At 68.1% G+C, this 24,487-nt stretch carries 27 protein-coding genes and 2 pseudogenes; 8 read left to right on the plus strand and 21 right to left on the minus strand.

The features are described from left to right. Positions 1-175 precede the first annotated feature (175 nt). Positions 176-574 carry a serine hydrolase gene (locus tag OHA64_RS02485; RefSeq protein ID WP_405607104.1) on the minus strand — a complete coding sequence of 133 codons (399 nt, stop codon included), beginning with the start codon at positions 572-574 and terminating at the stop codon, positions 176-178. 221 nt (positions 575-795) lie between these two features. Beyond that, positions 796-1,260: pseudogene (locus OHA64_RS02490) on the minus strand (serine hydrolase domain-containing protein); the annotation flags it as partial. Here OHA64_RS02490 and OHA64_RS02495 point away from each other — a divergent pair. Continuing rightward, positions 1,192-1,374 (plus strand): hypothetical protein, encoded by a 183-nt coding sequence (locus OHA64_RS02495; protein ID WP_405624438.1) that lies wholly within the window; start codon positions 1,192-1,194, stop codon positions 1,372-1,374. The pseudogene OHA64_RS02490 and the gene OHA64_RS02495 overlap by 69 nt on opposite strands. 89 nt (positions 1,375-1,463) lie before the next feature. Here OHA64_RS02495 and OHA64_RS02500 read toward each other — a convergent pair whose 3' ends face one another. Beyond that, positions 1,464-2,483 carry a sugar ABC transporter substrate-binding protein gene (locus tag OHA64_RS02500; RefSeq protein WP_405607107.1) on the minus strand — a complete coding sequence of 340 codons (1,020 nt, stop codon included), beginning with the start codon at positions 2,481-2,483 and terminating at the stop codon, positions 1,464-1,466. A 194-nt stretch (positions 2,484-2,677) separates the two neighbouring features. Between OHA64_RS02500 and OHA64_RS02505 the strand changes: the two genes are divergently transcribed. Continuing rightward, complete coding sequence (locus OHA64_RS02505) at positions 2,678-3,676, plus strand: LacI family DNA-binding transcriptional regulator (protein WP_405607110.1); 999 nt, start codon at positions 2,678-2,680, stop codon at positions 3,674-3,676. Positions 3,677-3,747: 71 nt separating this feature from the next. Here OHA64_RS02505 and OHA64_RS02510 read toward each other — a convergent pair whose 3' ends face one another. The 4 genes from OHA64_RS02510 to OHA64_RS02525 form a co-directional block, all read right to left on the minus strand. After that, complete coding sequence (locus OHA64_RS02510; protein WP_405607113.1) at positions 3,748-3,990, minus strand: hypothetical protein; 243 nt, start codon at positions 3,988-3,990, stop codon at positions 3,748-3,750. Between the two features lie 14 nt (positions 3,991-4,004). Beyond that, entirely contained in the window at positions 4,005-5,639 is a 1,635-nt protein-coding gene (locus OHA64_RS02515) for an IS200/IS605 family accessory protein TnpB-related protein (protein ID WP_405607116.1), read from the minus strand. Between the two features lie 466 nt (positions 5,640-6,105). After that, positions 6,106-6,468, minus strand: a complete 363-nt coding sequence (locus tag OHA64_RS02520) for an MmcQ/YjbR family DNA-binding protein (RefSeq protein WP_405607119.1) — start codon at positions 6,466-6,468, stop codon at positions 6,106-6,108. 8 nt (positions 6,469-6,476) lie between these two features. Further along, the gene (locus OHA64_RS02525) at positions 6,477-6,860 is read right to left on the minus strand and encodes an MmcQ/YjbR family DNA-binding protein (RefSeq protein WP_405607122.1); all 384 of its coding nucleotides are present in this window, start codon (positions 6,858-6,860) and stop codon (positions 6,477-6,479) included. A 218-nt stretch (positions 6,861-7,078) separates the two neighbouring features. Between OHA64_RS02525 and OHA64_RS02530 the strand changes: the two genes are divergently transcribed. After that, on the plus strand, positions 7,079-7,513 hold the full coding sequence (locus OHA64_RS02530) for a helix-turn-helix domain-containing protein (protein ID WP_405607125.1): 435 nt from the start codon (positions 7,079-7,081) through the stop codon (positions 7,511-7,513). A 369-nt stretch (positions 7,514-7,882) separates the two neighbouring features. On the opposite strand, the gene OHA64_RS02535 is transcribed toward OHA64_RS02530, so the two are convergent. The 10 genes from OHA64_RS02535 to OHA64_RS02580 all read right to left on the minus strand — a co-directional run bounded on the left by OHA64_RS02535 (position 7,883) and on the right by OHA64_RS02580 (position 15,332). Beyond that, positions 7,883-8,350 carry a MarR family winged helix-turn-helix transcriptional regulator gene (locus tag OHA64_RS02535; protein WP_405607128.1) on the minus strand — a complete coding sequence of 156 codons (468 nt, stop codon included), beginning with the start codon at positions 8,348-8,350 and terminating at the stop codon, positions 7,883-7,885. Positions 8,351-8,425: 75 nt separating this feature from the next. Beyond that, the gene (locus OHA64_RS02540) at positions 8,426-8,581 is read right to left on the minus strand and encodes a hypothetical protein (protein WP_405607131.1); all 156 of its coding nucleotides are present in this window, start codon (positions 8,579-8,581) and stop codon (positions 8,426-8,428) included. 78 nt (positions 8,582-8,659) lie between these two features. Then, positions 8,660-8,788 (minus strand): hypothetical protein, encoded by a 129-nt coding sequence (locus tag OHA64_RS02545; RefSeq protein ID WP_405607134.1) that lies wholly within the window; start codon positions 8,786-8,788, stop codon positions 8,660-8,662. Positions 8,789-8,813: 25 nt separating this feature from the next. Next, complete coding sequence (locus OHA64_RS02550; RefSeq protein WP_405607137.1) at positions 8,814-9,803, minus strand: pirin family protein; 990 nt, start codon at positions 9,801-9,803, stop codon at positions 8,814-8,816. A 213-nt stretch (positions 9,804-10,016) separates the two neighbouring features. Continuing rightward, positions 10,017-10,970: an NmrA/HSCARG family protein gene (locus tag OHA64_RS02555; protein ID WP_405607140.1), complete on the minus strand. Its 954-nt coding sequence runs from the start codon at positions 10,968-10,970 to the stop codon at positions 10,017-10,019. 444 nt (positions 10,971-11,414) lie between these two features. After that, positions 11,415-11,735, minus strand: a complete 321-nt coding sequence (gene trxA / locus OHA64_RS02560) for a thioredoxin (RefSeq protein WP_405607143.1) — start codon at positions 11,733-11,735, stop codon at positions 11,415-11,417. 2 nt (positions 11,736-11,737) lie between these two features. Beyond that, the gene (locus OHA64_RS02565) at positions 11,738-12,403 is read right to left on the minus strand and encodes a carboxymuconolactone decarboxylase family protein (protein ID WP_405607146.1); all 666 of its coding nucleotides are present in this window, start codon (positions 12,401-12,403) and stop codon (positions 11,738-11,740) included. A gap of 8 nt (positions 12,404-12,411) precedes the next feature. After that, positions 12,412-12,924: a carboxymuconolactone decarboxylase family protein gene (locus OHA64_RS02570; protein WP_405607149.1), complete on the minus strand. Its 513-nt coding sequence runs from the start codon at positions 12,922-12,924 to the stop codon at positions 12,412-12,414. Beyond that, positions 12,921-13,601 (minus strand): SDR family NAD(P)-dependent oxidoreductase, encoded by a 681-nt coding sequence (locus tag OHA64_RS02575; protein WP_405623825.1) that lies wholly within the window; start codon positions 13,599-13,601, stop codon positions 12,921-12,923. Before OHA64_RS02575 ends, OHA64_RS02570 begins: the two co-directional genes overlap by 4 nt. A gap of 558 nt (positions 13,602-14,159) precedes the next feature. Further along, positions 14,160-15,332 (minus strand): epoxide hydrolase family protein, encoded by a 1,173-nt coding sequence (locus OHA64_RS02580; protein ID WP_405607152.1) that lies wholly within the window; start codon positions 15,330-15,332, stop codon positions 14,160-14,162. A 103-nt stretch (positions 15,333-15,435) separates the two neighbouring features. Here OHA64_RS02580 and OHA64_RS02585 point away from each other — a divergent pair, with 103 nt between their 5' ends. Next, complete coding sequence (locus OHA64_RS02585) at positions 15,436-16,011, plus strand: CGNR zinc finger domain-containing protein (RefSeq protein ID WP_405607155.1); 576 nt, start codon at positions 15,436-15,438, stop codon at positions 16,009-16,011. Positions 16,012-16,090: 79 nt separating this feature from the next. On the opposite strand, the gene OHA64_RS02590 is transcribed toward OHA64_RS02585, so the two are convergent. From OHA64_RS02590 to OHA64_RS02605, 4 genes and pseudogenes are all read right to left on the minus strand, one after another. After that, positions 16,091-17,347 (minus strand): MFS transporter, encoded by a 1,257-nt coding sequence (locus OHA64_RS02590; protein WP_405607158.1) that lies wholly within the window; start codon positions 17,345-17,347, stop codon positions 16,091-16,093. 147 nt (positions 17,348-17,494) lie between these two features. Beyond that, complete coding sequence (locus tag OHA64_RS02595; protein WP_405607161.1) at positions 17,495-17,998, minus strand: cyclophilin-like fold protein; 504 nt, start codon at positions 17,996-17,998, stop codon at positions 17,495-17,497. Positions 17,999-18,012: 14 nt separating this feature from the next. Then, positions 18,013-18,405, minus strand: a pseudogene (locus OHA64_RS02600) (dehydrogenase); the annotation flags it as partial. A 68-nt stretch (positions 18,406-18,473) separates the two neighbouring features. Beyond that, positions 18,474-19,049, minus strand: coding sequence for an alpha/beta hydrolase (locus tag OHA64_RS02605; RefSeq protein WP_405607164.1), 576 nt, complete (start codon positions 19,047-19,049; stop codon positions 18,474-18,476). 194 nt (positions 19,050-19,243) lie between these two features. On the opposite strand from OHA64_RS02605, the gene OHA64_RS02610 reads away from it, so the two are divergent. The 4 genes from OHA64_RS02610 to OHA64_RS02625 all read left to right on the plus strand — a co-directional run bounded on the left by OHA64_RS02610 (position 19,244) and on the right by OHA64_RS02625 (position 24,397). Then, positions 19,244-20,125 carry a helix-turn-helix domain-containing protein gene (locus tag OHA64_RS02610; RefSeq protein WP_405607167.1) on the plus strand — a complete coding sequence of 294 codons (882 nt, stop codon included), beginning with the start codon at positions 19,244-19,246 and terminating at the stop codon, positions 20,123-20,125. Between the two features lie 433 nt (positions 20,126-20,558). Further along, entirely contained in the window at positions 20,559-21,209 is a 651-nt protein-coding gene (locus tag OHA64_RS02615; protein WP_405607170.1) for a (2Fe-2S)-binding protein, read from the plus strand. 12 nt (positions 21,210-21,221) lie between these two features. Then, on the plus strand, positions 21,222-22,205 hold the full coding sequence (locus tag OHA64_RS02620; RefSeq protein WP_405607173.1) for an FAD binding domain-containing protein: 984 nt from the start codon (positions 21,222-21,224) through the stop codon (positions 22,203-22,205). Further along, positions 22,202-24,397 carry a xanthine dehydrogenase family protein molybdopterin-binding subunit gene (locus OHA64_RS02625; RefSeq protein WP_405607176.1) on the plus strand — a complete coding sequence of 732 codons (2,196 nt, stop codon included), beginning with the start codon at positions 22,202-22,204 and terminating at the stop codon, positions 24,395-24,397. Before OHA64_RS02620 ends, OHA64_RS02625 begins: the two co-directional genes overlap by 4 nt. Positions 24,398-24,487: the final 90 nt, after the last annotated feature.

The raw sequence follows: 24,487 nt of genomic DNA on the forward strand, positions 1-24,487 counted from the left end.
ATCGCCATGGCAACGGGTGAGGAAACACCCATCTGCGAGACCTTCCTCAGCGCTGGTCGGTGAGGCTTTGGCCGGCCGGGCCTCGAAGAGCACGAACCGGACGGTGTCGGCGTGCCGTTGGGCGGGCGGGTGATGTGCCCGGCGAATGTCTGGAGAGCCGAGCGGCTCGGCTCCATCAGAATCGACCCATTTTCTCTTGGTAGTTGCCGCCGGATGCGTTCAGGCAGTGCCCGGCTGCCGCGATGAGTGTGAGGGCCGCCGCACTCGCTCCGCCGACGGGCGGACTGACGTTGGTGGTGAAGGCCATGCCGACGGAGAACCGCGGATCGGCCAGCGCAAGGGAGCCGGCATGCCCGTCATGTCCGTACGAGGCTGGTCCTAGCAGGGGAAGCCGAGCAGTAGGCCTTTGGACTCCGGACCCGAAGTGGGATGGCTCGCCGAGGACCTCGTCGAGCCCGATCGAGCGGGTGCGGGCGAGGGCGGCGCTGCTCTCGGTGTCCAGCAGGCGCACACCGTCAACCGGTCCGACGGTCGCGGCATACAGCCGTGCCAGGTCTCGGGCACTGGCGACCACGTGGTCGCGGGCCAGGGCGCTGCGAGCACATCCGGCTGGTTGAAGACCGAGGGGTCATCGAGCAGTCCGAGGCCGACGGCGTCGAAGAGCAGCCCTGGGCGGGCCGACTGTAGCGGGGTGCGCATCGGGGAGCGTGTCCGCAGCGGCAGCACGTCGTGGTTGTCCGACGGCGGAACCCCGAGAGTGAGGTCGAGACCGAGCGGGCGCCGGACATGCGCGTGGATGTACTCGGCGACGCTGGTGCCCAGTGCCCGTTGGAAGACGCCTTCGAGCAGGGCTCCGTAGGTGATGGCGTGGTAGCCGTGCTTGGTCCCTGGCTCCCAGTAGGGTTCCTGCCGCTCCAGGGCGGCCTCGAGCCTTCCGGCCACGTGATCTTCCACGGTGAGCTCCTGGTCGACCAGGGGCAGCCCGGCCTGGTGGCTGAGCACGTGGCGGGTGGTGATGCGGCGGGTCGCTGTGCGCCGCATGGCAGGCCAGACATCGCAGATCGGGGCATCGAGGTCGAGCCGTCCATCAGCGTGAGCGTGCTGGGCGGCGATCGCCGAGACACCTTTGGAAACGGAGAACAACAGGTATCGGGCGCCGCGAGGGCCTCCGTATGACAGGTCTACGACAGGATGGCCGTCCAGGCAGATCGCGAGGGCTGCGACACCGCCTCCCTGTTCCGCGACGACTCGCGCGAACACATCGGCGAGGGCTTCGAACGGGGCCCGGGCCCAGCCTTCCACCCGCACGACATCGGCTTCGGTCCGGCCCTCCCCTCTCCCATGCGGCTGGTGCGTCGGTTCTGGAGTGACTGAGATGACCGAGTCGCCTGCGGCGGCGGAACCCGCGGGGCCGCGGGCCGGCGGTGCGGTCACCGTCGGCGCCGCCCGCCGGTCCGAGCTCATCAACGAGTGCCCCTAGCGGCGAACTCGGCTATCTGGTCGACGTTGGACTCGTCGACGAAGGCCGGGCCGGTCAGGATCGCCTGCTCACCGCCGCCCATGTAGTTGCCGTTGGTCTTGTACAGCCACAGCGAATCGATCGCCAGGTAGCCCTGGAGGTAGGGCTGCTGATCGACCGCGAACTGGATCGTGCCCTTGCTGATGGCACCGGTGAGGTCCTTGTTCAGGTCGAAGGTGGCGATCTTGGCCTTGCTGGCCGCCTCGGACACGGACTGCACGGCGGTCAGCGCGTACGAGGCGCCGAGGCTGACGATGTAGTCGATGGAGCGGTCCTGCTGCAGCTTGGCGGTGATCGTCGCCTTCACGGCAGGCATGTCGGTGCCGTTGACGTAGAGGTTCTCCGTCTTGCCCTGGAAGGTCTTCTTCGCCCCGTCGCAGCGTTGGGTGAGGCCGATGTTGCCCTGCTCGGTGATGACGCAGACGGCCTTCTTGGCGCCGACCTCGTTCAGCTTCTTGCCGAAGGCCTCGCCGGCCACGGTCTCGTCCTGACCGAAGAACTCCATCAGGCCGAGCTTCTTCCACTCGCTCACACCGGAGTTGAGGCCGACGACGGGGATACCCGCTGCCGCGGCCTTGTGCACGACGTCCTTCATGGCCTCGGGCTTGGCCAGGGTGACCGCGATGCCGTCGACCTTCTGGTCGACGGCGTTCTGGACCAGGTTGGCCTGGTTGCCCGCGCTCGGATCGTTGGAGTAGACGAGCCGGATGTTGTCCTTCGCGGCGGCCGCCTCGGCGCCCTTGCGGACGATGTCCCAGAAAGTGTCGCCCGGCCCTTGGTGGGTGACCATCGCGATGGTCAGACGGGGCGTGGTGGCCTTGCCCGCGGACACGCCGTCGGCGCTTTGCTCGGCCTGCTTCCCGCCTGAGCTGCTGGTGCAGCCGGCGAGGGTCAGTGCCGTGGCCGTGGCCACGGCCACGGCCACGAGGGAGGCAAATCTGCGCGCATGAGAGGATCGGTGCATTTGTTCTGAACCTTACTGTGCGACCGGAAAAGGAAGAGAAGAGAGGGAACCGCACGAGCCCAGAACCTGAGGCCCTGGAGATCGCGTGGTTCGAGAGGCGCCGCGGCGCCAAACGACGACCTTCACTTGGAGCGCTCCAATAGGCTAAACTTTGGAGCGCTCCAACAGGTACGTCAATAGGTGGAGGAGGTTGCGTGTCGGTAACTCTCGAGGATGTCGCGGCCCGAGCCGGCGTATCGCGATCCCTGGCCAGCCTGGTGATGCGAAACGACCCCCGCGTCTCCGCACGGCGCCGGGAGGCGGTACTGAAGGCGGCGGCCGAGCTGGGCTACCGCCCCAACGCCCATGCCGCCCAGCTCGCCAGCCGACGCACCATGACGGTGGGGGTCGTCCTGGTGGAACTGCGCAATCCCGTCTACACGGAGATCTTCACCGGCGTCCAGGAACAGGCCGAGCAGGCCGGCTACGGAGTGCTCCTCACAGGCGGAGAACTTCTGACCGCAGACACCGAGCGACGGGCTGTCGACGGTTTGCTGGAACATCGGGTGGACGGCATCGTCCTCGTCGGCCCCCGTCTGGCGTCGAAGGACCTGCGGGAGCTGGCCGACCGCGTGCCCCTGGTCGTCGTGGGCCGTCATGTACAGGGTGTCGACTCGGTCGCGGTGGACACCCGCGACGGCACCCGCCTCGCCGTCGAACATCTCGTCGGCCTCGGCCATGAGGACATCGCCCACATCGACGGCGGCAACGGTCCGGGGGCCGAGAGTCACCGCAGGGCTTACCTCGGCACCATGAAGCAGCACGGACTGTCCGCGCGCACCCGCGTCGTCCGCGGTGACTACACCGAGCACGGCGGTAGGCGAGCAGCGGAGACCCTGCTCTCCAGTGCCCACCCTCCCACCGCTGTTTTCGCAGCCAACGACCTGTCCGCCCTAGGTGTCCTCGCGGCTCTCAAGCGTCGAGGCATGAGCGCGCCGGAAGACCTGTCGCTGGTCGGCTTCGACAACACCGTTCTCGCCCAGTTCGGCTATATCGACTTGACCACCATCGACACCCCCCGCCAAGACATGGGAGCCACTGCGGTGACCATGCTGACCGCCCGGATCGAGGACACCGGCCGCCCAACCCGCCCCACGCAACACGCGCCACGGCTCATCGTGCGCTCCACCACAATGCCGCACACCGGGGTGTAGCCCGCGGTATGCAGAGCGGCCAGGGTCCGGTGGGCGAGGGCCGGTGCGAACGGGCTCCGGCGGCGGACGCGTCACCCCGAGGACATGAGACTTTGCCGCAGGGAGTCGTTGTCGTCGTGGTGAACGACCTCCTCGAAGCGCAGCCGCAGACCGTGTTTTTCCAGCAACTCCGCCACGTTCGCGCCGAGTTGTTCGCGATGCTCCTTCGTCCGCGCCTGGAGGTACGCCTCGCGGACTTCTTCGGGCTCGTCGGCGAGGACTTGGTCCAGGCGCTCGCGGATGTACCGCTTGAGGTTGATGTGCTCCCTGAACACCTCACTGACCGTTCCTAATGACTGAGCGGGAGTGTGTCCTGTTGCCAGGACTCGGGCTCAGCCGGGTGTCCCGAACGGTGGTGGGCACCCTGGTCGCCCGCTTTCGCTCCACGGTCCGGCGGCGCGCATCCGGTGCGCGGTCCGGGAATGTGGGGGCGGGTTTCCTCACGCCGCCGGGCCTCCGGTCGGGCCTGGACGGTCCGATGCCCCGCACCATCACTCTGGTGCTGCGGGGGCGGTGCCATCCGTCGCCGGATCGGGTGCCCAAGGGCGCGTCGCCCGACCGCGATGCTCGCCGCATCGTGACGGGACGGTTCACGTCGTGGGGTGGTCAGTGGTTTCTGCCAGTGCTGGGCACCCCACCGGCTCGTGTAGGCGGGGTCGACCGCAACGATCGCGATGTCCTGCTCGGCGGCCATCGACACCAGCCGGGCTTTCAGCTTCGAGGTGGGGAAGCGGGAGAGCAGGCGGCGGAAACGTTTGTTGCGGCCGTGCTTCTCCCGGCTTGTGCCCTCGCGGAAGTCGAGGTCCTCGATGGCGATCGCGGCGGCACCGGTGCGGCGCGTGTGGTGGAGCAGCTGGGTCAGGGTGTGCCGGATCTGCGCGTCCCGGTGATCCGTGTTGCCGGTGAGGTCGTAGAAGAAGCGGCGTGGTTCGCCGACCGGGTTGCCGTGCGCATCCAGGCGCCAGCAGGCGAGGTGGTCGTCGTTCATGTCCACTCCCACCACCCCGCGCGCCAGCGCCGCCTCAAGCGGCAGAACGGGGGCGGCGGCACGCTGCCATGAGGCGGTGACATACCAGCGTCCGCGTGCTGGGTCGTGGTGGATGCGGTAGGCGACCGCCCGGTTGGCGGTGATCCGGTCCCGCCACTCCTCACCCCGATGCCGGAACCGTACGGTCGCATCCAGCAGATACCGGCCGTGCGGGGCGTTGGCCAGATGGGCCAGCGGAGCGGGGAGCTTGATGGAGACCTGTCCGGTGTCGGTGATACGGATGGTCTCATTGCCGAAGCGTTTGCCGGACTCCCCGTCGGCGGACAGGAACATCCGCTCCGCCCGCCACCGCCGTCGCCACGCCGCTTCGTCCAGCCCGGCCGTCTCCAGGTGGTGGCGGGTGTGGGCGAGGCGTTTGCCGCCGCGCACCACCCGCACCCGGCCCGCTACCCAGTCCGCCTCCACTCTCGCGAGGCGGTCCTTCAGGGTGTGCAGGCGGCGGGACTTGGCATGCCACTCACTGCGCGTGGCATACCCGCGCACCAGCCCAGCCCGCTTGTCCGCCTTGGCGCCCAGCGGCCGGCCCAGCCGCGCCTCCACCGACGCGATCTGAGTACGCAGCCAGGCCATGTGGGCGACCTGCCCACGCCTCGCCAGCGCCCACTGGTCGTGGCTGGCCTTGGTGATACTGCCCGCCCAACGCGCCGACGACCTCCCCGTCAACTCCCGCTTACGCACCGCCCACGAGGCCGCATCATGCGACAAACCCTGCCGGGAACGTACTGCGAGATCCCCGGCCGCCAGCGAACCCAGGAACATCCCCACCTCGGCCAGCACCGCCGCGTCCGACTCGCTCACCCGCAGCCGGTCCCGCACCGCCACACCGGCCGGACCGGGCACCACGAACGACGCCGCCAACTCCCGCAGCCCACCCACCCGTACACCCCCAACCGGGATGCGAAGACCCCGTCACCGCAGTCAACGACCACCACCCACAAAGGTCACCCATTCGACCCAAGAACTCCCGTTCCCCACAGACGGGCGAAGCTCAGAACACCCCCTGGCAGCAAAGAACACCCCCAGCGCACCGCAGACGACCAGACCCACACATCCAGCCACGACACTCACTCACACCCACCCAAACTCACTCCTGCTTACTACACCGCCAGCAGCTCCGAACCCTCAGCTCTGACGGCGTGACGTGGTCGAGGAAGAGCGACGGCACCGCCTACTGACCTCCGGCACGTCGGTGTGATGGACCAACACCTGGAAGTCCGCGCTCGACAGCTTCGAATCCGACTGCAATCGGCGACCCAAGCGGTCCCCGAGCCTCTCGTGGATGCGGCCGTTGACTGTGCATGGGCGCTCCTTGTCCGTGGTCGGTTGGCCGGTTGGTCCGTAGTCATCCGGGACGGCGGTTGCGCGGAACCGTCTCCAGGACGAGGTGGCAGGAGTGGTCGACGAGTTCGACGACCAGGTCGGCGGTGACACCTCGGTCGGCTCCCACGGATATCCAGTGCCGCTTGTCGAGGTAGCGGCCCGGGGTGAGCGACGGGTACTGGCCCTGTAGCAGCCGCCCATACTCCGGTTCCGCCTTGAGGGTGACGATGAGTTCGTCCGGGTCGTCCGTGACGATCAGGAAGACCTTGCCCGCCACCTTGTACACGTCCAACTGCTCGGTGAACGGGCGCCCGTGGCTGACTCCCAGGAGCGCGAGTGCGGTGTGGCGGGCGGTGTCCTGGAGTTTCGTGCCGCTCAAGGTCATGCCGGAGGTCAGGCGCGGCGGCCGTAGGTGTGCGGGTCGACGGGCTGCTGGGACTTGGCGAGCCCCCTGACTACAAGACGGTAGGAGTCGGTCACGAGCTCCTTCACCAACGTCTCGTCGATCGCGTTTCCGCCTTCCACCGTGATCCAGTGCTTCTTGTTCATGTGGTAACCGGGGGTGATCTCCACGTGCTCGTGACGCAGGGCGGCCGCCTCGTCGGGAGCCGATTTGAGAATGACGAAGGGCTCACCCGTCACCTGCGTCATGAGCATGAACACCTTGCCGAGCACCTTGTACACCTCCCATTCGAGGCCGAAGGGGTGTTCCAGACCAGCCCCGGGAAGTTCCCCGGCGCAGTCGGCCGCGGTCTTCTGCCGCGTCTCTCCGTCCATGGTCATCAGCTCCTTCATCGATCGAATGCCCCGACCTGCGGTAGAGGACACAAGGTTCCTTTTCCGGCGTGATCAGTACGCAGTTATGAGGTCGGCGCCACGCGCGCGGCGAGGCCGCATCCCGAGGACGCCCCCTGGCTGGAGCAGACCGCGTTCCAACTCCTCGACGAGCACCGGGCGTTGGGACGCCGCCCGCTCGCGGCCCATCACGCCCTGCGGTGCAGCCTCCTCGAAGCCCTGCTGCTCCGCCTCGCCAGTTCACCGGACCTCACACAAGCCCCGGTGGCCGCCACAACCACCCCCTGGGCGGCATCTCCGGACGGCAGCCGGTCTACGAACGATTCCTGGACGCCCTGGAGCTGCACTACCGCGAGCTGCACCGCGTCGACGACTACGCCCGGCTGCTCGGCTGTTCCGTACGAACCCTCAACCGGGCCACCCTGGCCGCCGCAGGCACCGGAGCACGGCAGGTCATCGACCAGCGCCGCCTGCTCGAAGCTCGCCGTCTGCTCGACCACGCCCGGTGGTCCGCCCGCGCGGTCGCCGACCACCTCGGCTTCACCGACACGGCCAACTTCGGCCGCTTCTTCCGGCACCACACCGGCCTCACACCCGCGGCCTACGCGGCTCGTCAGGCCGCCCCGGATCCCTGAGCCTCACCCGCCGGTGGAGATCCCAAAGAATGGACAAAGCGAGCGTGATCATCACTTGGCAGGCTCCAGCATCGGAAGCGGTATCGCCCGCGCTTTGGTCGACGCGGGATACGAGGTCTTCACGAGTGGCATCCGTCCGGCCGGATCATCCGGGCCGGTGATGCACCGGCGCCCTCAGGCGTCCCGGCTCATGAGTTGCGCCTTGTCGGTGAGAGAGACGACCGCCTGCTCCCTGATCGGGAAGGCTCTCTGAGTCCATGCTGTGGACCCATGAGATGTTCGGACAGGAAAATATGCGCGCCTGCGCGTGTGCCCCCGGCCGGATCCAGCCGGCCACCTTTGCTGTCATGGAGCACTGCGATCGGCCGGTCAGGCGGTGTCCTCGTCCAGCTTCGCCACCACTCGGTCGGAGATGTCAGCCAGAGTCCGCAGCTCCGCCGGGGTGACATGGTCCAGGAACAGCTCACGTACCGCTTCCACATGCAGCGGAGCCGCCGCCTCGATCGCCGCCCGCCCAGCGTCCGTGATGACCACGAATGCTCCCCGCGCGTCCTCGGGGCACTCCTCGCGGGTCACCAGCCCTCGTCCTGCCATACGAGCGATGTGGTGGGACATACGGCTCTTCTCCCACTCGAGCGCCCGGGCAAGATCCTGGTAACGCTGCCGGCCGTCCGGCACATCCGTCAGATTGACCAGCACGCCGAAATCCGCGGCCGAGAGCTTCGACTCGCTCTGCAACATGCGCGACAGGCGACCCCCCAGCCGCTCATGCAACCGAACAAAACTCCGCCAGGTGTGCTGCTCCTCCGCCGTCAACCACCGAACCTCTTCATCCATACCAGCGAGTGTAAAGCAGTTGATGGGTCACCCATATACACGAGGTCAATCCATCGGCCATGACGTCCTCTGCGGTCAGGCGTACTGCGGCGTCCACTGCGTCACCGAGACCGCGGCGCGCAGCTCGGCCTCCGTGACCCCCGGTGCGACGCCGTCCTCCACCGCGGCCTTGGCCACGACCACGGCGATCTCGCGGACCGCGTCCCCCATGCCCGCCAGCGGTGGCAGCATCTGGGTCGCCCCGTCCGTCCACGCCCGCTCGTACCGCACACCCCACGGCCGCGCCCGCGGCCACCATCGTCCGGTCGGTCATCCGACGCGCTGCTCGCCGCGGTCACGGTACTCGGTCGCGCCGACGCGCCTGCCGTCGACCACGATCTCGTACCGATGGTGTGCGTCCACCCGCTCGACGACCGGGGCGGCCGAAGGCGGGCTCATGGGGGGGGTGCCTTTCTGAGAGAGGTCAGTGACGCGGCGGGTTGCGGCGCGGCTTGATGGTGGCGTTCGGCAGGGTGGGCGCGGGAAGCCGGCCCCCGGGAAATCCCTCGATCGCGCCGAAGCGGTCGGAGGAGGCCTCCCAGTCCTCGCGGGCCTTGACGATGTCCTCGTGGGTGCGGCCGATGAAGTTCCACCACATGACGATCTCCTCCTCGAACGGGGTGCCGCCGAGCAGAATCGTCCTCGCCGGACCGTCCGACTCATTCGTCAGCGTCAACGTGTCGGCACCCGGCGGGACATAGCCCAGCTCCGCCCGCTGCAGCAGAGTGCCGGACACACGGACGTCCCCGCTGTCCACGAGAACGCCGTGCTCGAAGTCGGCGTCCACGGAGAGGGAGACCGTCATGCGCGGTCGGAGGATGACCTCTGCACCGAGCAGCGGTGTGAACGTCCGCACCGGTGAGACCTCACCGACGAGCGAGCCGAGAAAGACCCTGACCTCGGCCCCCTTCACTCGCACGGGCCCAGGCGCATGGTGCTGGAAGTCCCGTCGCGCGTTCCGGTGCTCCTCCGGCAGCGCCACCCACAGCTGGACACCGTGGACGACGGTCGTGCGCGGGGTGGAGACCTCCGAGTGGGCGATGCCGTACCCGCCCGTCATGAGGTTGATCTCCCCAGGGCGCACCAAGGCGTGGGTGCCGAGTGTGTCGCGGTGCTCGACCTCTCCGCTGAACAGCCAGGTCACCGTCTGCAGGCCGCTGTGCGGGTGCGGGGCCAGCGCCATACCGCCCCTGTCGGTGATCTCGTCGGGACCGTAGTGGTCGGCGAAGCACCAGGCTCCGATCAGCGGCCGGTCCCGCAGCGGCAGCGTCCGCCGCACCGTCATCGAACGCGGTCCACCCAGGGGCACGTCCCGTGCGGGGAGCACGTCGACCCGTGACACGCTGGTCGGCCGCTCGTCGTCGCCCGGTGCTCCGCATCTCATCACTGCCGGCTCAGCTTCGACATTGCTCACCGTGAACACCTTCATGCTCTACTTGTTACATCAACTATCACGGCCACGGCCATCGAGTGGACCTGGTCCCTCGTTCCGTCGGTGACGGCCACGCAGGCGCCTGCGTCTGGAGGTGTCTCCCGCTCCACCCCGGCCGCAGGGCGGCGGACGGTGCCGGCAATGCGAGGCCACCCTGCCGTCGAGCTGCCTACTGGCGGGAGTGGTCGCGTCCAGTCAGCTCAGCTCGAACTTTGAGGCGTTCTCGGCCAGCCAGTCGTCGAAACTCTTCAACGCCGGGTTGATCTCGCGCAGCCGGTTCAGATCACGGGCGCCGGTGAACTCCTGATCGAAGTCGCCGTAGTACTGGAACATGTTGCCGAGCTCCTCGGCCCCCGGGAAGCCCAGAGCGCGGTAGACGTCGTAGGGCACGGACTGGAAGCGCACCGGCTCACCCAGCGCCGCCGCCAGCTTCTCCGCGTACTGCGCACCCGTCAGATGGTCGCCGGCCAGATGGACGGCGGCGCCGATGAATTCCTCTCCGCGCTTGAAGACGGCGAGCGCCGTCCGGCCGATGTCCGCCACGTCGACCCCGGCGAGGAGCTTGCCGTCCTCCAGCGCCAGGCTCAGCGTCAGCACACCGTCCTCGGCCCGCTGGGGGCTCATGCCCTGGAGGAGGAAGCCTTGGAAGAAGAAGGTGGTGTTCAGGAACGTCGTCGGCACTCCTGCCTGCGTGAACAGTTCGTTGGCTGCCCCCTTCACATCGAAGTGCGGCACGTTGTACTCGTCCTGCAGGACGGGCATGCGGTCATCGTCCAGCGGCAGCAGTTCGCGGGTGTCCTCCAGGGTGGACCAGACCACGTGGCGCAGGTCTGCGGCCTTGGCGGCCCGGACCAGAACGTTGATCTCCTCGATTTCCTTCGCCGCCGAGCCGTGCGCCCAGAAGTTGGTGACCAGGAAGGCACCGTACGCACCCTCGAACGCCTTGTGCACGCTCGGCTCGTCATAGAAGTCCGCCCTCACGACCTCGGCCCCGAGCGCTGCGAGCTCCCTGGCCGCGGGCGAGTCGGGATTCCGGGTGAGCGCACGGACCGTGAAGCCCGACTCCGGATCGGCCAGGATCGCTCGTGCGGCACCGCCGCCCTGCGCACCCGTTGCTCCGGCGACTGCGATGACCTTCTTGTTGCTCATGACAGTTGTCCTTGCTCTTGTCAGAAGAGGCTTCTAGTTGACGCATCAACAACGTAGCGCAAATCAGTTGACCTATCAACCATGAGGGCGTGATCGAGTCGCGAGCGCCACAGCGATGGTCGCCGGTGTGTGCACGAGGAGACGCCGACTCTTCTGACCTTCTCGGGCAGCGGTCAGGTCCAGCGACCTGAGCGCCAAGGAGCACCAGCTGAGCGGGCCTGAGCATAGAGGTGCTCGAGGATGCGGTTGGCGGCGCGCGGTTCCGAGCTCATGCGGGAATGCGGTTCCGGGCTCATGCGGGAATCTGGCACGGCGCGCACCGCTCGATGCACGCGCCTATCGGCCCGCACGCAGTCCGCATGTCCGGAGCGGTCTCCGATCCCCGCCGGGTGGGTCGGCCGGCGCCGACCGCCGGCGGCGGATGGCGCCGACCACGCGCGCTGATCAGATGCAGTGGGCCAGCTCGCGCAGCAGCCCCGACTTCGGCCTGGCGCCGGAGATCTGTTTGGCGAGCTTCCCGTCGACGAACACCGCGAAGGTCGGCACGGCCATCACGTCATAGCGGGCAGCGACGCCTGCCGCCTCGTCGATGTTGACCTTCACGACCCGCAGCCTGTCCGCGTAGGTTCGGGCGATCTCCTCGACCATCGGGGCCATCATCCGGCACGGTCCGCACCACTCGGCCCAGAAGTCGACGAGTACCGGCTTGTCACTGCCCAGTACCTGTTCGTCGAACGTGTCGTCGGAGATCGGCAGTGCGCCCATGCTCACTCTTGGCTCGAAGGGGTGAGCCGGGTCCCCACGGGCAACGGCTGGTCTGCCGGGCCGTCGACCACGACGCCCCGGCTGCGCAGTTCCTCGACCGCCTCTTTGAGCTCGGGTGATTCGCCGCAGACGTCCTCGGTGGGGAAGAACAGCCGGGAACTTGCTTCCTTGCCGGGGTCGAGGCCGAGGGTGATGGTCACCTTGCTCGCGGTGGTGTGCTGGGAGAGCAGCACGATGTCCACGAGCTCGTCCTCGGTGAAGTACTGTCGCGCCGAGGCCCACATCTCGTCGGAGATGAGTCCGGGGTTGGTCGAGATCGCCGACGTGATCCGCAGGGCCGCCTTCACGTGATCGGGCAGTGAGCTGGTCTCGAAACTGCTCAGTTCGGCAACCATGTCTTCCTCGAGGCCCGCCTGGACGGCGACCGCCTGACGCGCGTTCTGACAGTACTGGCAGTCCTGCACCTTCGCGTTGTAGAGCCGGATGAGTTCGTGGAGCACCGGGTCCAGCTGGAAGGAGGTGCTGGTCCGGACCGGGATGCCGGCGAGCCGGCTCAACTCGATCGGAATCGCGATGGCCGCGACCGGATTGTCGATCGCGCCGTCGTGCTCCATCTGCATGAAGTAGCCGTCGAGCAGTTCCACGGGGATTCGTGGTGTGGTTGCCATGTCACGTCCTAAGCGGTCGCGGGGCGGGCGGCGAAGGCGGGCATGGTCGACGGTGCGGAGGCCGTCGGCGCGATGCGGAACGCCGAGTTGGCGCGGGCGAACTGGTCCATGACGCCCAAGGCCTTTGTCAGGTAGATGAATTCCTCGGCGTTGAGGTGGGCCTGTACCCGGGCGACGTCCTGGTCGAAGATGGCGCTCGACTGGATCACGAACTGTTCGGTGAACTCGAGCGCCGCACGCTCGCGGTCACTGAACAGGGCGGACTCCGGATACCGCGCCACCGCACCGATCTTCTCCTCGGTGACACCGGCCTCCCGCGCCGGCTGATACCGCAGTGACAGGTCGAACCCGCTCTCCACCAGTTCGGCGATCCGGATCCGGCAGAGCTCGAGCAGAACCGGGTCGACGCGCCCGACCGAGGCGTTGTAGTCCTGCATGAAGATCTCGTAGTACGCGCGCCGCTTGCCCCAGACCTGGTCCAGTTCGGTCGGCCCTTCGACCGGCGCGGTGATCCTCGTCATACCGCCGCCTCCTCTCGGCTCTCGCCGAAGCCCATGGTGGTGCCGTACTCGGCCATGACGTCGGTCATGTACGGCATGTGACAGAGCATCCCGCCGTCGACGTCGAGGATCGCCCCGGTCACGAAGGCCGCGTCGTCGGAAGCCAGGTAGGCGACCGCCGCCGCGATGTCCTCGGACTCGCCCAGGCGGGGGGTCAGGGTGTTCCGCAGTTGGATGTCGACCATCGCGCCGTGGACGTTGCGCCGACCGCCCTCGGTCCGGATCAGACCTGGATTGATGCCGTTGCACCGGATCCCCTGCTTGCCGTAGATCGTCGCCACCGACTTCACGAAGGTCGTGATCGCGCCCTTCGACGCGGCGTAGGCGATCGCCCCCAGGTCGCCGAGCTTCGCCGATCCAGAGATCGTCATGACGATCGCGCCGCCGCCCGCCTCGAGCATGTGCGGGATCGCGTACTTGCAGCCGGCCAGGTAACCACGGACGTTGACGGCGAACGTCCGGTCCCAGACGTCGAATTCGATGTCGACCGGGTTGGTGTCCTGGGCAATGTGCTTCGGGTCCATGATGGCCGCGTTGTTGTGCAGCACGTCCAGCCGCCCGAAGTGCTGCACCGTCGTGCTCACGAGGCGTTCGACCGCGGCGACGTCACCGGCGTGGGCTACGACGTGCTCCGTCAGCGCGAGGGTTCACAATCCGGCTGACCTCTGTCATACCTGCCGACGGTCCTGATCCCCTACGCGGTGTACGTGACGAACGGGCGGTGATGAGCAGTTGGCGATGGTCGGGGGTGTCCTCATCGATTGGTTCACCAGAGGCGGAACCGTGCATGGTGATCGCGAGGTCTGTTGGTAGAGGCATGGGTGGTACCGGAGCCGGTGGGCGCAATAGACCAGGGAGATGAGAGTTGGGAGGAGATCCGTCGATCGGCATGGTGCTGTTCAACATCCTGGTCATAGGAGTGGAGGGCACCGTCAGAGGGGCAACCGTTCTGATCCCGGTGATCGGGCTCGTCGTCTGCCTGAGGACCTGGTGGCGACGGAGGAAGGAAGGCTCAGCGGGCGAATCACACCCCACGGTCCCACCGCAGGACTCAAGTGACGTCAAAACAAACTGACATCGCAATCCCAGCCAGTTGGTGACTCCGCAGTACGTCGAAACGACTCCCGCAGGAGGAAGCCGTCGGGCCATGCCTTGAGCGGATCAGGCGGTGATCGAGTTCCGGCACCCAACCGCGTTCACCGATTAGCGGCCAGCACTGCCGCGAGGCCCTCTTGCAGGTCCTTGACGAAATACTCGGGAACCTCCAGCGACGGGAAATGTCCCCCGACTTCGGGCGACCTCCATCGGACGATCTGTCGGTACCGCTCCTGTGCCCAGGGGCGCGGACACTTCTCGACGTCGCGGGGATACATAGTGAGTGCTGACGGGACGTCGACCCGAAGTTCGGGATCGAGCGAGTTGTGGCTTTCGTAGTAGATGCGGGCCGCTGATGCGCCGGTCCGCGTCAGCCAATACAGGGTGACGTCGTCGAGCACCCTGTCCATGGAAATCCTCTCGAACGGGCTGTCTTCGGTGTCTGACCACTCGGCGAACTTGTCAAGGATCCAGGCAAGAAGCCCAACTGGTGAGTCGACGAGCGAGTAGCCGATGGTCTGTGGGCGGGTCGCCTGCTGCTTCGCGTACGCCGCGCGGTGGCGCCAGAAATCGCGGGTCTCCTCGGTCCACTTGCGCTCGACCGCCGTCAGCCCGTCCGTTGTCAACCCGGGCGGCCCCTCCGCGAACGTCGTGTGGATGCCGAGAACGTGCGCCGGGAACCTGCCGCCGAGAACCGTGGTGATATTGCCTCCCCAGTCGCCGCCGTGGGCTGCGAACTTGCTGTAGCCGAGCCTTCCCATCAGTTCCACCCATGCGGCCGCGATCTTTTCGGTTCCCCACCCGGTGGTGGCCGGCTTGTCGCTGTAACCAAAGCCTGGTAGCGACGGGACCACGACGTGGAACGCCGGCGCGTCTGCGTCTTTCGGATCCGCCAGTTCGTCCACTACATCGATGAACCGAGCAATGCTGTCCGGCCAGCCGTGCGTCAGGATCAGAGGAGTGGCATCTGCGCGCGCGGATCGGCGGTGCAGGAAGTGGATTCCCAGATCATCAATGGTCGTGCGGAACTGGCCGATTCGGTTGAGGTGCTCTTCGAACGACCGCCAGTTGTACCCAGTGCGCCAGTAGTTCACGACGTCGACGAGGTCGGCGAGAGGAACGCCCTGTTCCCATCGGCGAGGGTCGGGCGCGGCGCGATGGACCGTCTCAGCCTCCGGCAGCCGCGCCGCGGCCAGTCGCGCGCGCAGATCGTCGAGGTCAGCGTCAGTTGCGTGGGCTTCAAATGCCTGCACGTCGCTGGTTGGACGGGGCATGAGACCTCCTGGCCATCGTGGAACCGGCTGCGACCTGTGGCGAACCGGCTAAGACGGTTCTACCAAGCCTCCATGCCGGCGTGCAACCAGCTAAGGTGGTTCCATGCGTACTGGGTTCCCTGACTTCCGTCTCGGCAGCGTGCTGGCGACCAGCTTCACGGGGACTCTGTCGGAGCGTCATGGCAACGCTGTGGAGCGCATTCCCACGCCGCACCGACTCATCGACTGGCTGGCAGTGAACGGCCTCGCCGTGGACTCCTGCACCGCTGCCCAGCTCGACCTCGCTCGGGAACTGAGGGAGTCGATTCACGCCGCCGCGACAGCGGCCGCGATCCAGGACGAACTCCCTGCCTCTGCTGTCCAAGTCATCAACGACTGCAGCGCCGAGGGTCGGGCCGCGGCGATCCTGACGCCCGAGGGTAAGCGGCGATGGCAGCTCAGCTCGGCTTCCTGCGTGGAAGATGCCCTCAGCGTGATCGCCGCCGACGCGATCAGCATCATCGCAGGCGAACGAGACGGAAAATTGGCCTTGTGCGCGTCACCAACCTGCCAAGCCGCCTTCTTCGACACCAGCCAAAGCCGCACTCGCAAATGGTGCGACATGAACACGTGTGGGAATCGTCAGAAGAAAGCGCGCTTCAATGCCAACCAGCGCAAAAACCCCAGAGCAGCGGAGTGATCGTTACCCCGGTACATCCAATTGGGCCCCACGCCTGCGACCACCCGTCTGTCGCGTTCGGTGCACCCCACCTACACCCTCACATGCGATGAGCCGGCAATGGCTTGCAGTCGTCTTGCGGGTGGGGCGAAGCGGTGCGCTGAGAGACCACCCGCGCGGTCCGGGGTGTTCGGCTGACGGCGAGGGCGAGAAGCGGTAGCAGGGTGAGGAGCGCGGAGACAGCGCCGACCAGAGGCGGTCCGGTGAGGCCGAGGGAGGAGTCGATGGCCCTGCCTGCGATGGCCGATCCGGCGGCGATGCCGGTGTTGTAGGCGGAAGTGGTCAGCGCTGAGGTGAGCGTGGGGGCGTTGCCCGCGAAGCGGACGGCGAGCGAGGTGACGACCGGGTTGACGGTGAATCCGGTCAGGGCCATGAGGAAGACCAGAAACGTGGCCGTGACGGGGCCGGCCGACAGCGGGATCAGCAGAAGCAGGCTCAGGGCGGTGGCCGCGGCGGCGGTGATGGTGGTGGCCATCGGGCGGCGATCGCCCAGCCGCCCGCCGATGGCGGTGCCACCCAGAGCACCTGTGCCGAAGACGATCAGGACCAACGGCACGGCGCCTGCCGGGATGCCGGCGCGGTCGGTCAGCAGCGGGGTGATGTAGGTGTACGTCGCCATGACGCCGCCCATGATCAGCATCGCCGCGGTGAGCGCCAGCCACAGCCGGCCCTGCCGCAGAGCACGGACCTCGGCCCGCACGGACACCTGCGCACCCTGCTCGATCGGAGGGATGAAACGGCCGATGAACACGGCGGCGAGCCCGGCCAGGGCGGCCAGCGCCCAGAAGGGCCCGCGCCAACCGACGTACTGTCCGGCGAAGGAGCCGATCGGCACGCCGATGACGTTGGCCAGGGTCAGGCCGCCCATCATGACGCCGACGGCGCGAGTCGATTTGCCAGGGCCCGCGGCGGCGGTGGCGACCACGAACCCGACGGCCCAGAACGCTCCGGTCGCCAAGGCGGTGACGAAGCGGGTGATGAGGACGATTGCGAAGGAGGTACTGGCGGCCGCGACGACGTGCCCGAGGCTGAAGACGGCCAACGCCAGGATCAGCGTCCGGCGCTGGGGCAGGCGCAGGGTCGCCATGGCCATGGTCGGACCACCGATGATCATGCCGATGGCGAACGCGGTGATCAGCAGGCCGGCCTGGGAGACGCCGACTCCGAGGTCGCCGGCCAATTCAGGCAGCAGGCCGGCGATGACGAACTCGGTGGTCCCCATCAGGAACGTGCCGGCGGCCAGCACCCAGACGACGAAGGGCAGCTTCCCGTGGTTGGTCCCGGATGCGGAAGGCATGCGTGTGGTCTCTCCTTGAGTGGTAAGCGGGGGATCAGGGTGGCGGCCGAGGGCCGCCGGAGCGGGTAGTGGCCTGCCGGTCACGTTTCCAAGCACCGGAGGGGGTGCGACAGGAGGGGCTTCGGGCCTTTTCGGTGGCCGGCCGGATCAGGAGGCGGCTTCGATGGTGACCTCGTCGGCGTCGGCGAGCTGCTCGGGGCCCTCGTCGGCCATATGACCGATGCGGATCACGCCGTCGTAGTAGGGGGCCTCGCCGTAGTAGATGGCCAAGGTGCCCCAGGGTTCGTAGTAAGCGATGTCGCCGACCTGAGGGTCGGCGCCCTCCGGGGCACCGGTCGTCGACAGCTCGCGCGGCAGGTCGGCGATCTTCTCGGCCTGGTTGAAGTCCCGCAGAGACAGGGTGAGGGGGAGCTGGGCGGCGAAGTCGCGGGCCGTCGCGCTGTCGTTCAGGGTGGCGGCGACGTGGTGGCCGTTGATGGTGAGCCGGATGTTGATGGCGGGCGTCGCGCCGGAGATCGTGGTGGACGCCGTGCCTGTCGGCGTCTCCCGCGGTGTGAAGCGGGACGGCGACGACGAGTCCTGGGTGCAGGCGGTCACGGCCAGCAGGAGGCCGGCAGCCGGTAGGGCACGGGCGAAGGCGGTCGGGATCACGGCATCGTCCAGGGTCAGTCGGGCAGGGGTTCGGCGTAGTGGCGGAAGGCGTCCCGCTGGTGGTGGAGGTCGTAGAGGCGTTGGGCCAGGGCGTCGGGGCTGCTGTGTTCGGCGTCGGGCCGGATGGCGCCCGGGATGATCAGCTCGGCGGCGTGGATGTTCTCCTGGGCGAGGGTGTCGTGGAGCATGCGGGCGTAGGCGCTCTCGGCGGCGAAGGCGATCGAGGTGCCGGCGACGTTCGGGTTGGGGCGTACGGCGCTGGATCCGTTGACGAACAGCAGGGTGCCGCGGCCGAGTTCGCGCATGCCGGGCAGGACGGCGTTCACCGCGGTGACGGGGCCCTTGACGGAGAAGGCCAGGGGCGCGTCGAGGTCGTCGGCGCCCGTGTCGAGGACCGCCTTCATGAAGAACTCGCCGAATTCGCGGCCGACGGGGTTGGTGTTCTCGTCGAAGCCGATGGGTGCGCCGCGCGGGGTCAGGGCGGGGCGTGGGCCTCGAAGTCCGCGTACCGCTGTTCGGCGATCGCCTCGAGCATGGCGCCTCGCTCCTCTGCGGTGAGGGAGTCCTGCCAGCCTTCCGAGGCGATGCGGGCGGTGTCGTACATGACGACCGTGGCGATCGCCTTGATGCGCCGGTCGACCTGGGCCGCGCTGAGCGCGAAGCCGCCGCTGCCGATCACGCCGATGCGGTGCCGGTTCACGCCGTCACGGGTGCCCAGGTAGTCGACGGCCGCGCTGAAGTCCTCGGTGAAGATGTCGGCGGAGGAGAGGTGGCGTGGCTCGCCGCCGCTGTGGCCGTTGTACGACGGATCGAAGGCGAGGGCCACGAAGCCGCGCTCGGCCAGGTTCTGGGCGTAGATGCCCGGGCCCTGCTCCTTCACGCCGCCGTACGGCGCGCCGAGGATGATCGCGGGGTGCTGCTGGGAGGCATCGACATCCTTCGCCTGGTAGAGGTCCGCGGAGATGGTGATCCCATACCGGTTCTTGTACGACACCGGAGTGCGGGTGACGTTCTTGTCCAGGTCGAAGATGGAGTTGTCTGTCGCAGGCATTTCTTTGTCTCTTTCCGTGGTGCACGCCCAGGGCTGCCGGTTACCGGGCCGAGGGTCAGGGCTTGAGGAAGCCTTGAACCCGGTCGCTGTCGAGCCTCACACCCGGCGGCACGCGCGAAAAGTGGAGAAATCCATCCAGGGACGGAACATCCTGGGAGGAAATTCTCCCCCCTTTCCCCGGTGCGTTTGGTGTCATGCTGGGAAGCATGACCGGCACTAATCCTCTCAATGAACTGGGAGAATTCCTCAAGAAGCGCCGCGCCGCGCTGAGCCCGCGCACCGTCGGACTGCCCGAGAGCGACAGGCCCCGCCGGGTTGCCGGACTGCGCCGCGAGGAGGTCGCCCAGCTCGCCAACATCAGCACCGACTACTACATGCGCCTCGAGCAGGGCCGTATGCAGGCATCCGCTCCGGTCCTGGACATCCTGGCCAGGGTGCTCCATCTGGACGACGACGAGCGAGGCTATCTGTTCCAGCTCGCGGGCAAGACCACCATCCGCACCCGGCGGCGCGGCCGGCAAAGGGTCCAGCCCCAGCTGCAGAGGGTCCTGGACGACCTCACCGCCACGCCGGCGATCGTGCAGGGCCGACGCGGGGACATCCTGGCTTGGAACCCGTTGGCCGCCGCTCTGGTCATCGACTTCTCCCGCATCCCGGAAAAGCACCGCAACTATCCCCGGATCCAGTTCACCGAGCCGGCCATGCGCACCTTGTACGCCGACTGGGACACCTCGGCGCAGATCTCCGTGGCGCAGCTGCGGATGGAGGCCGCGAAGTATCCCGAGGACCCCCGGCTGATCGAGTTGGTCGGTGAACTGTCCACGAGGGACCAGCAGTTCGCGAAGTGGTGGGGCGATCACCGGGTCGCGGCCCGCACCGTGGGGACGAAGACCCTCAACCATCCGGTCGTCGGTGAACTCGTCCTGGACTGGGACACCCTCACCGCGAACACCGACCCCGACCAGCACCTGACCGTCTGGACGGCCGCGCCCGGCTCCCCCACCCACGAGCGGCTGAACATCCTCGCCTCCTGGGCCACCGACCGGAACCTGCCCGCGTCCCGGCCGCTCGCCTGACGCCGACGGCTGAGGTCGGGCGCACCCACGGGCTGAAGCGCTCACTGCTGGTTCAACACGGCTGACGACAAGGACCACGGTGGCCGCGGTCCTTGTCTCGCCGTACCCGCGGGCGGCCCGCAGCGCGGTCGGGGCGAGGTGTCAACCCCGCCGCCCTCGGTGAACGCCATGAGGGGCGACCTGACTTGCCCACAAGTAAATCTCATGCAACTGCCACCCGGAAATGAAGAGTTCTCATTCGGCCCGTACTCGTGGTCAAGAAAGCCATGGGGGGACAAAACTCTCCCAGTCACAGCCGTTACTCGTAATGCAAGACTTCCCACATCGACGGCCGCAGCAAAGCCTGCGGTCGCCAGGTCTGCGGCGACGGCGATCCCCTGTCCTGCCGTGCCGCTCCGTATCGTCGATCCATCCGTTATGCGAAGGCATACATATGTCTATTGACCTCCCTGAATCTGCTGTTCCACCCCCCACCGGATCCGGAGAGTCCCCCTCGACGCCCACTCGGCGCACCTTCATCGCCACCAGTACCGCGGTCGGCGGCGCCGTCGTTGCCGGCGGCGCGATCGGCGGAACCTTCCTCGCCGGGCCGGACGAGGCGAACGCCGCTGACGCGTCGCCGTCCAGCCGTGTCTCACTGACGGTCAACGGCACCCGCCGGACCGTGACGGTCGACAACCGCACCTCGCTGCTGGACCTGTTGCGCGAGCACTTCGACCTCACCGGCTCCAAGAAGGGCTGCAACGCCGGTGCCTGCGGAGCGTGCACGGTGCTCGTCGACGGCCACCGGGTCAACTCCTGCCTGACACTCGCCGTCCGGCTGGAGGGCGCCGAGGTCACCACCATCGAGGGCCTGGCCGAGGGCGACGAACTGCACCCGCTGCAGCAGGCGTTCATCGACGAGGACGCATTCCAGTGCGGCTACTGCACCCCCGGCCAGATCGTCTCCGGTGTCGGCTGCATCCAAGAGGGTCACACCGGCTCTCCGGAGGAGATCCGGGAGTGGATGAGCGGCAACCTCTGCCGCTGCGGCTGCTACGTCAAGATCGTGCGCGCGGTCGAGCAGACCGCGGCCCGGAAGTGAGGATCGGCCGCTGTGCATCCCTTCTCCTACACCCGCGTCTCCGACACGCGCGAAGCCCTCAACGCCGGTCACAGAGGCGGGCGTTACATCGCCGGCGGCACCACGCTGGTCGACCTGATGCGCGAGACCGTCGAGCGCCCCGAGACGCTCGTCGACATCTCCGGTCTGCCGCTGCGTGAAGTCCTGGTCACCAAGCAGGGCGGCCTGCGCATCGGTGCCCTGGTGCGGATGGCCGAGGCCGCCGCCCATCCCGCGGTGCGCGCCGCCTACCCGGTAGTCTCCCAGGCCCTGGAGCTGAGTGCCTCGGCCCAACTGCGGAACATGGCCACCATCGGCGGCAACATCATGCAGCGCACCCGCTGCACCTACTTCCGTGACGTGACCGCCGACTGCAACAAACGCGAGCCCGGCTCCGGTTGCGCGGCGCTGCACGGTGTCAACCGCTCCCACGCGATCCTGGGCACCTCCGACGCCTGCGTGGCCACCCACCCGTCCGATGTCGCCGTGGCATTCGCGGCGCTGGAGGCGAGCGTGCACCTGCTGGGTCCGGACGGGCACGAGCGCAGCGTGGCGTTCGAGGACTTCCTGCTGCGGCCCGGTCGTACTCCGGAACGTGAACAGGCCATCCGGAAGGGCGAGTTGATCACGGCGGTGGAGATCCCCGCCCTTCCACAACCGCTGAAGTCGGGCTATCTGAAGGTGCGCGACCGGCAGTCCTACGAGTTCGCCCTGACCTCGGCGGCGGTGGCGCTGCACATTCGCGGCGGGGCGATCCGGGAGGCGAAGGTCGCCGCCGGTGGTGTGGGGACCGTCCCGTGGAAGCTGCCCGAGGTCGAGCGGGCCCTCATCGGCCGACGCCCCTCGGACGCCCTGTGGACGGCAGCCGCGGAGAAGGCGGCGGACGGGGCACGCCCGCTCACGCACAACCGCTTCAAGGTCGCGCTGCTGAGGCGGGCCGTCGAGCGCCAGCTGCGCATCGTAGGAGGTACGAAGTGAGCCCCCAGCCGCAGGCAGCCGTGGGTGCGCCGCTGTCGAGGGTGGACGGCCGGCTGAAGGTCACCGGCCAGGCGACGTACGCTGCCGAGCACGAGGTCGACGGGGTGGTGCACGCCGTCATCGTGGACGCGAGCATCGGTCGCGGCCGTGTCACGGGCGTCGACACGGATGCCGCGCTCGCCCACCCGCAGGTGCTGCGGGTGATCCATCACGGCAACGCACCGAGGCTGCCGTACCGCGACAATCCGGGGTCGAACAATCCGCCCGGCCGCAAGTTGCGTGTGTTCCAGGACGACCGGGTGCTCTTCCACGGTCAGCCGGTCGCCGTCGTGGTGGCCACCACCCTTGAGGCCGCCCAGCACGGCGCGAGCCTGGTCGAGGTCGAGTACGACACCGAAGACTCCTCGACCGACCTGCACGAGGCCGAGCCAGGCCCGCCGGACGACTACGCGCGCGGCGACGTGGAAGCGGGGCTGCGGGACGCGGCCGTACGGCTGGACCTGACGTACCAGCTGGCGCGCAATCATCACAACCCCATGGAGCCGCACGCCACCATCGCCCGGTGGGACGGCAACCGGCTGACCGTGTGGGACAAGACCCAGTGGGTGGCGGGCGGCACGCAGACGGAGCTCTCCACGGTGTTCGATGTGCCGCTTGACTCCGTGCGCGTCATCAACCCCTTCGTCGGGGGCGCTTTCGGCAGCGGGCTGCGTTGCTGGCCGCACACCGTGGTCGCCGCGCTGGCCGCGCGGGAGACGGGCCGTCCGGTCAAGCTGGTCCTGACCCGCAGGCAGATGTACTTCGGCACCGGCTTCCGGCCCTCGTACGAGTACCGGCTGAGCATCGGCAGTGACCGGAGCGGCCGCCTGGTCGCCGCGGACCACGGGATCGACGCGGAGACCTCGTCGTACGAGACGTTCACCGAGGCCGTCACGGCGCCCGGCCAGATGCTGTACAGCACGCCCGGCGTCCGCCAGGCGTATCGGACGGTGCCGCTGGATGTGAACAGCCCGATCTGGATGCGTGGTCCCGGTGCTGCCACGGGGGTCTACGCCGTGGAGTCGGCCATGGACGAGCTTGCCCATGAGCTCGGCATGGATCCGATCGAGCTGCGCCGGCGCAACGAGCCGGCCCAGGATCCGTCGAACAACTCGCCGTTCTCCACGCGTCGGTTGCTTGAGTGCTACACGGTCGGTGCCCGCGAGTTCGGCTGGCAGCGGCGCAACCAGAAACCACGATCACGGCGTGATGGCGACTGGCTGATCGGCATGGGCATGGCCGCGGGCGTCTACCACACCGGCGTTGCCCCGGCCCGGTCCCGGGCCCGGCTGAACGCCGACGGCACGGCGGTGATCGAGTCCGCCACCAGCGACATGGGCCCAGGTACCTACACCGCCCAGACCCAGGTCGCCGCCGACGCGCTGGGGCTCGCCATGCGCGCGGTCACCTACCGGCTCGGCGACTCCCTGTTTCCGCAGACCCCGCCGCACGGCGGCTCGATGACCATGGCGAGCGTCGGCTCCGCGACCCTCGATGTCTGCAACCAGCTGCGCCGACAGGCGATCCAACTGGCTGTCGAGGATGAGGAATCGCCGCTCTACGGGGTGCCGGCCGACGAGGTTGTGGTCCGGGGCGGCCGCCTGCACGTGCAGGGCAATCCGGCACGCGGCGAGACGTACCGGCGGCTGCTGACCCGCAACAACCGCGACCGACTCGAAGCGACTACCTCCTTCTCTCCCCCGCAGGCGGAGAGGCGATCCATCAGCGCCTACAGCGCGGTGTTCGCCGAGGTTGCGGTGGATTCGACGCTGGGCATGGTGCGGGTGCGGCGGATGCTCGCCGTGTACGACGCGGGCCGGATCATCAGCCCCAAGCTGGCGGACAGCCAGGCCCTCGGCGGCATGGTCGGCGGCATCGGCGCGGCCCTGCTGGAGCACACGGCCACCGATCACCGCGACGGCCGGATCGTCAACGCCAACCTCGCCGACTACCTGGTCCCGGTCAACGCCGACGTCCCCGATCTCCGGGCGATCTACCTCGACGGGGAGGACTACGACGCCGACCCCCTCGGTGTGAAGGGCCTCGCCGAACTCGTGATCGTCGGCGTGGCGCCCGCCATAGGCAACGCGGTCTTCAACGCCACCGGCCGCCGCGTCCGCGAAATCCCCATCACGGCAGAGTCGTTGCTCTGACCCCCGCGCTCCGGTCGGCGAGCGGCTCACCGACCGGAGCGCCCACCGAGCCGTCCGGCTGGGGTCCCCCCACGCCTCCAAGGCAACGGC

Source organism: Streptomyces sp. NBC_00076 (assembly GCF_045041235.1).
Lineage (GTDB): Bacteria > Actinomycetota > Actinomycetes > Streptomycetales > Streptomycetaceae > Streptomyces.

Bases quoted from the DNA above. Each gene is read 5' to 3' on its own strand.
- OHA64_RS02495 (WP_405624438.1), top strand. From the start codon at position 1,192: ATGGCCGTCCAGGCAGATCGCGAGGGCTGCGACACCGCCTCCCTGTTC.
- OHA64_RS02500 (WP_405607107.1), bottom strand. From the start codon at position 2,483: ATGCACCGATCCTCTCATGCGCGCAGATTTGCCTCCCTCGTGGCCGTG.
- OHA64_RS02520 (WP_405607119.1), bottom strand. From the start codon at position 6,468: ATGACCTTGAGCGGCACGAAACTCCAGGACACCGCCCGCCACACCGCA.
- OHA64_RS02525 (WP_405607122.1), bottom strand. From the start codon at position 6,860: ATGGACGGAGAGACGCGGCAGAAGACCGCGGCCGACTGCGCCGGGGAA.
- OHA64_RS02535 (WP_405607128.1), bottom strand. From the start codon at position 8,350: ATGGATGAAGAGGTTCGGTGGTTGACGGCGGAGGAGCAGCACACCTGG.
- OHA64_RS02540 (WP_405607131.1), bottom strand. From the start codon at position 8,581: ATGCTGCCACCGCTGGCGGGCATGGGGGACGCGGTCCGCGAGATCGCC.
- OHA64_RS02545 (WP_405607134.1), bottom strand. From the start codon at position 8,788: ATGAGCCCGCCTTCGGCCGCCCCGGTCGTCGAGCGGGTGGACGCACAC.
- OHA64_RS02555 (WP_405607140.1), bottom strand. From the start codon at position 10,970: ATGAGCAACAAGAAGGTCATCGCAGTCGCCGGAGCAACGGGTGCGCAG.
- trxA (WP_405607143.1), bottom strand. From the start codon at position 11,735: ATGGGCGCACTGCCGATCTCCGACGACACGTTCGACGAACAGGTACTG.
- OHA64_RS02565 (WP_405607146.1), bottom strand. From the start codon at position 12,403: ATGGCAACCACACCACGAATCCCCGTGGAACTGCTCGACGGCTACTTC.
- OHA64_RS02570 (WP_405607149.1), bottom strand. From the start codon at position 12,924: ATGACGAGGATCACCGCGCCGGTCGAAGGGCCGACCGAACTGGACCAG.
- OHA64_RS02580 (WP_405607152.1), bottom strand. From the start codon at position 15,332: ATGCCCCGTCCAACCAGCGACGTGCAGGCATTTGAAGCCCACGCAACT.
- OHA64_RS02585 (WP_405607155.1), top strand. From the start codon at position 15,436: ATGCGTACTGGGTTCCCTGACTTCCGTCTCGGCAGCGTGCTGGCGACC.
- OHA64_RS02590 (WP_405607158.1), bottom strand. From the start codon at position 17,347: ATGCCTTCCGCATCCGGGACCAACCACGGGAAGCTGCCCTTCGTCGTC.
- OHA64_RS02605 (WP_405607164.1), bottom strand. From the start codon at position 19,049: ATGCCTGCGACAGACAACTCCATCTTCGACCTGGACAAGAACGTCACC.
- OHA64_RS02610 (WP_405607167.1), top strand. From the start codon at position 19,244: ATGCTGGGAAGCATGACCGGCACTAATCCTCTCAATGAACTGGGAGAA.
- OHA64_RS02615 (WP_405607170.1), top strand. From the start codon at position 20,559: ATGTCTATTGACCTCCCTGAATCTGCTGTTCCACCCCCCACCGGATCC.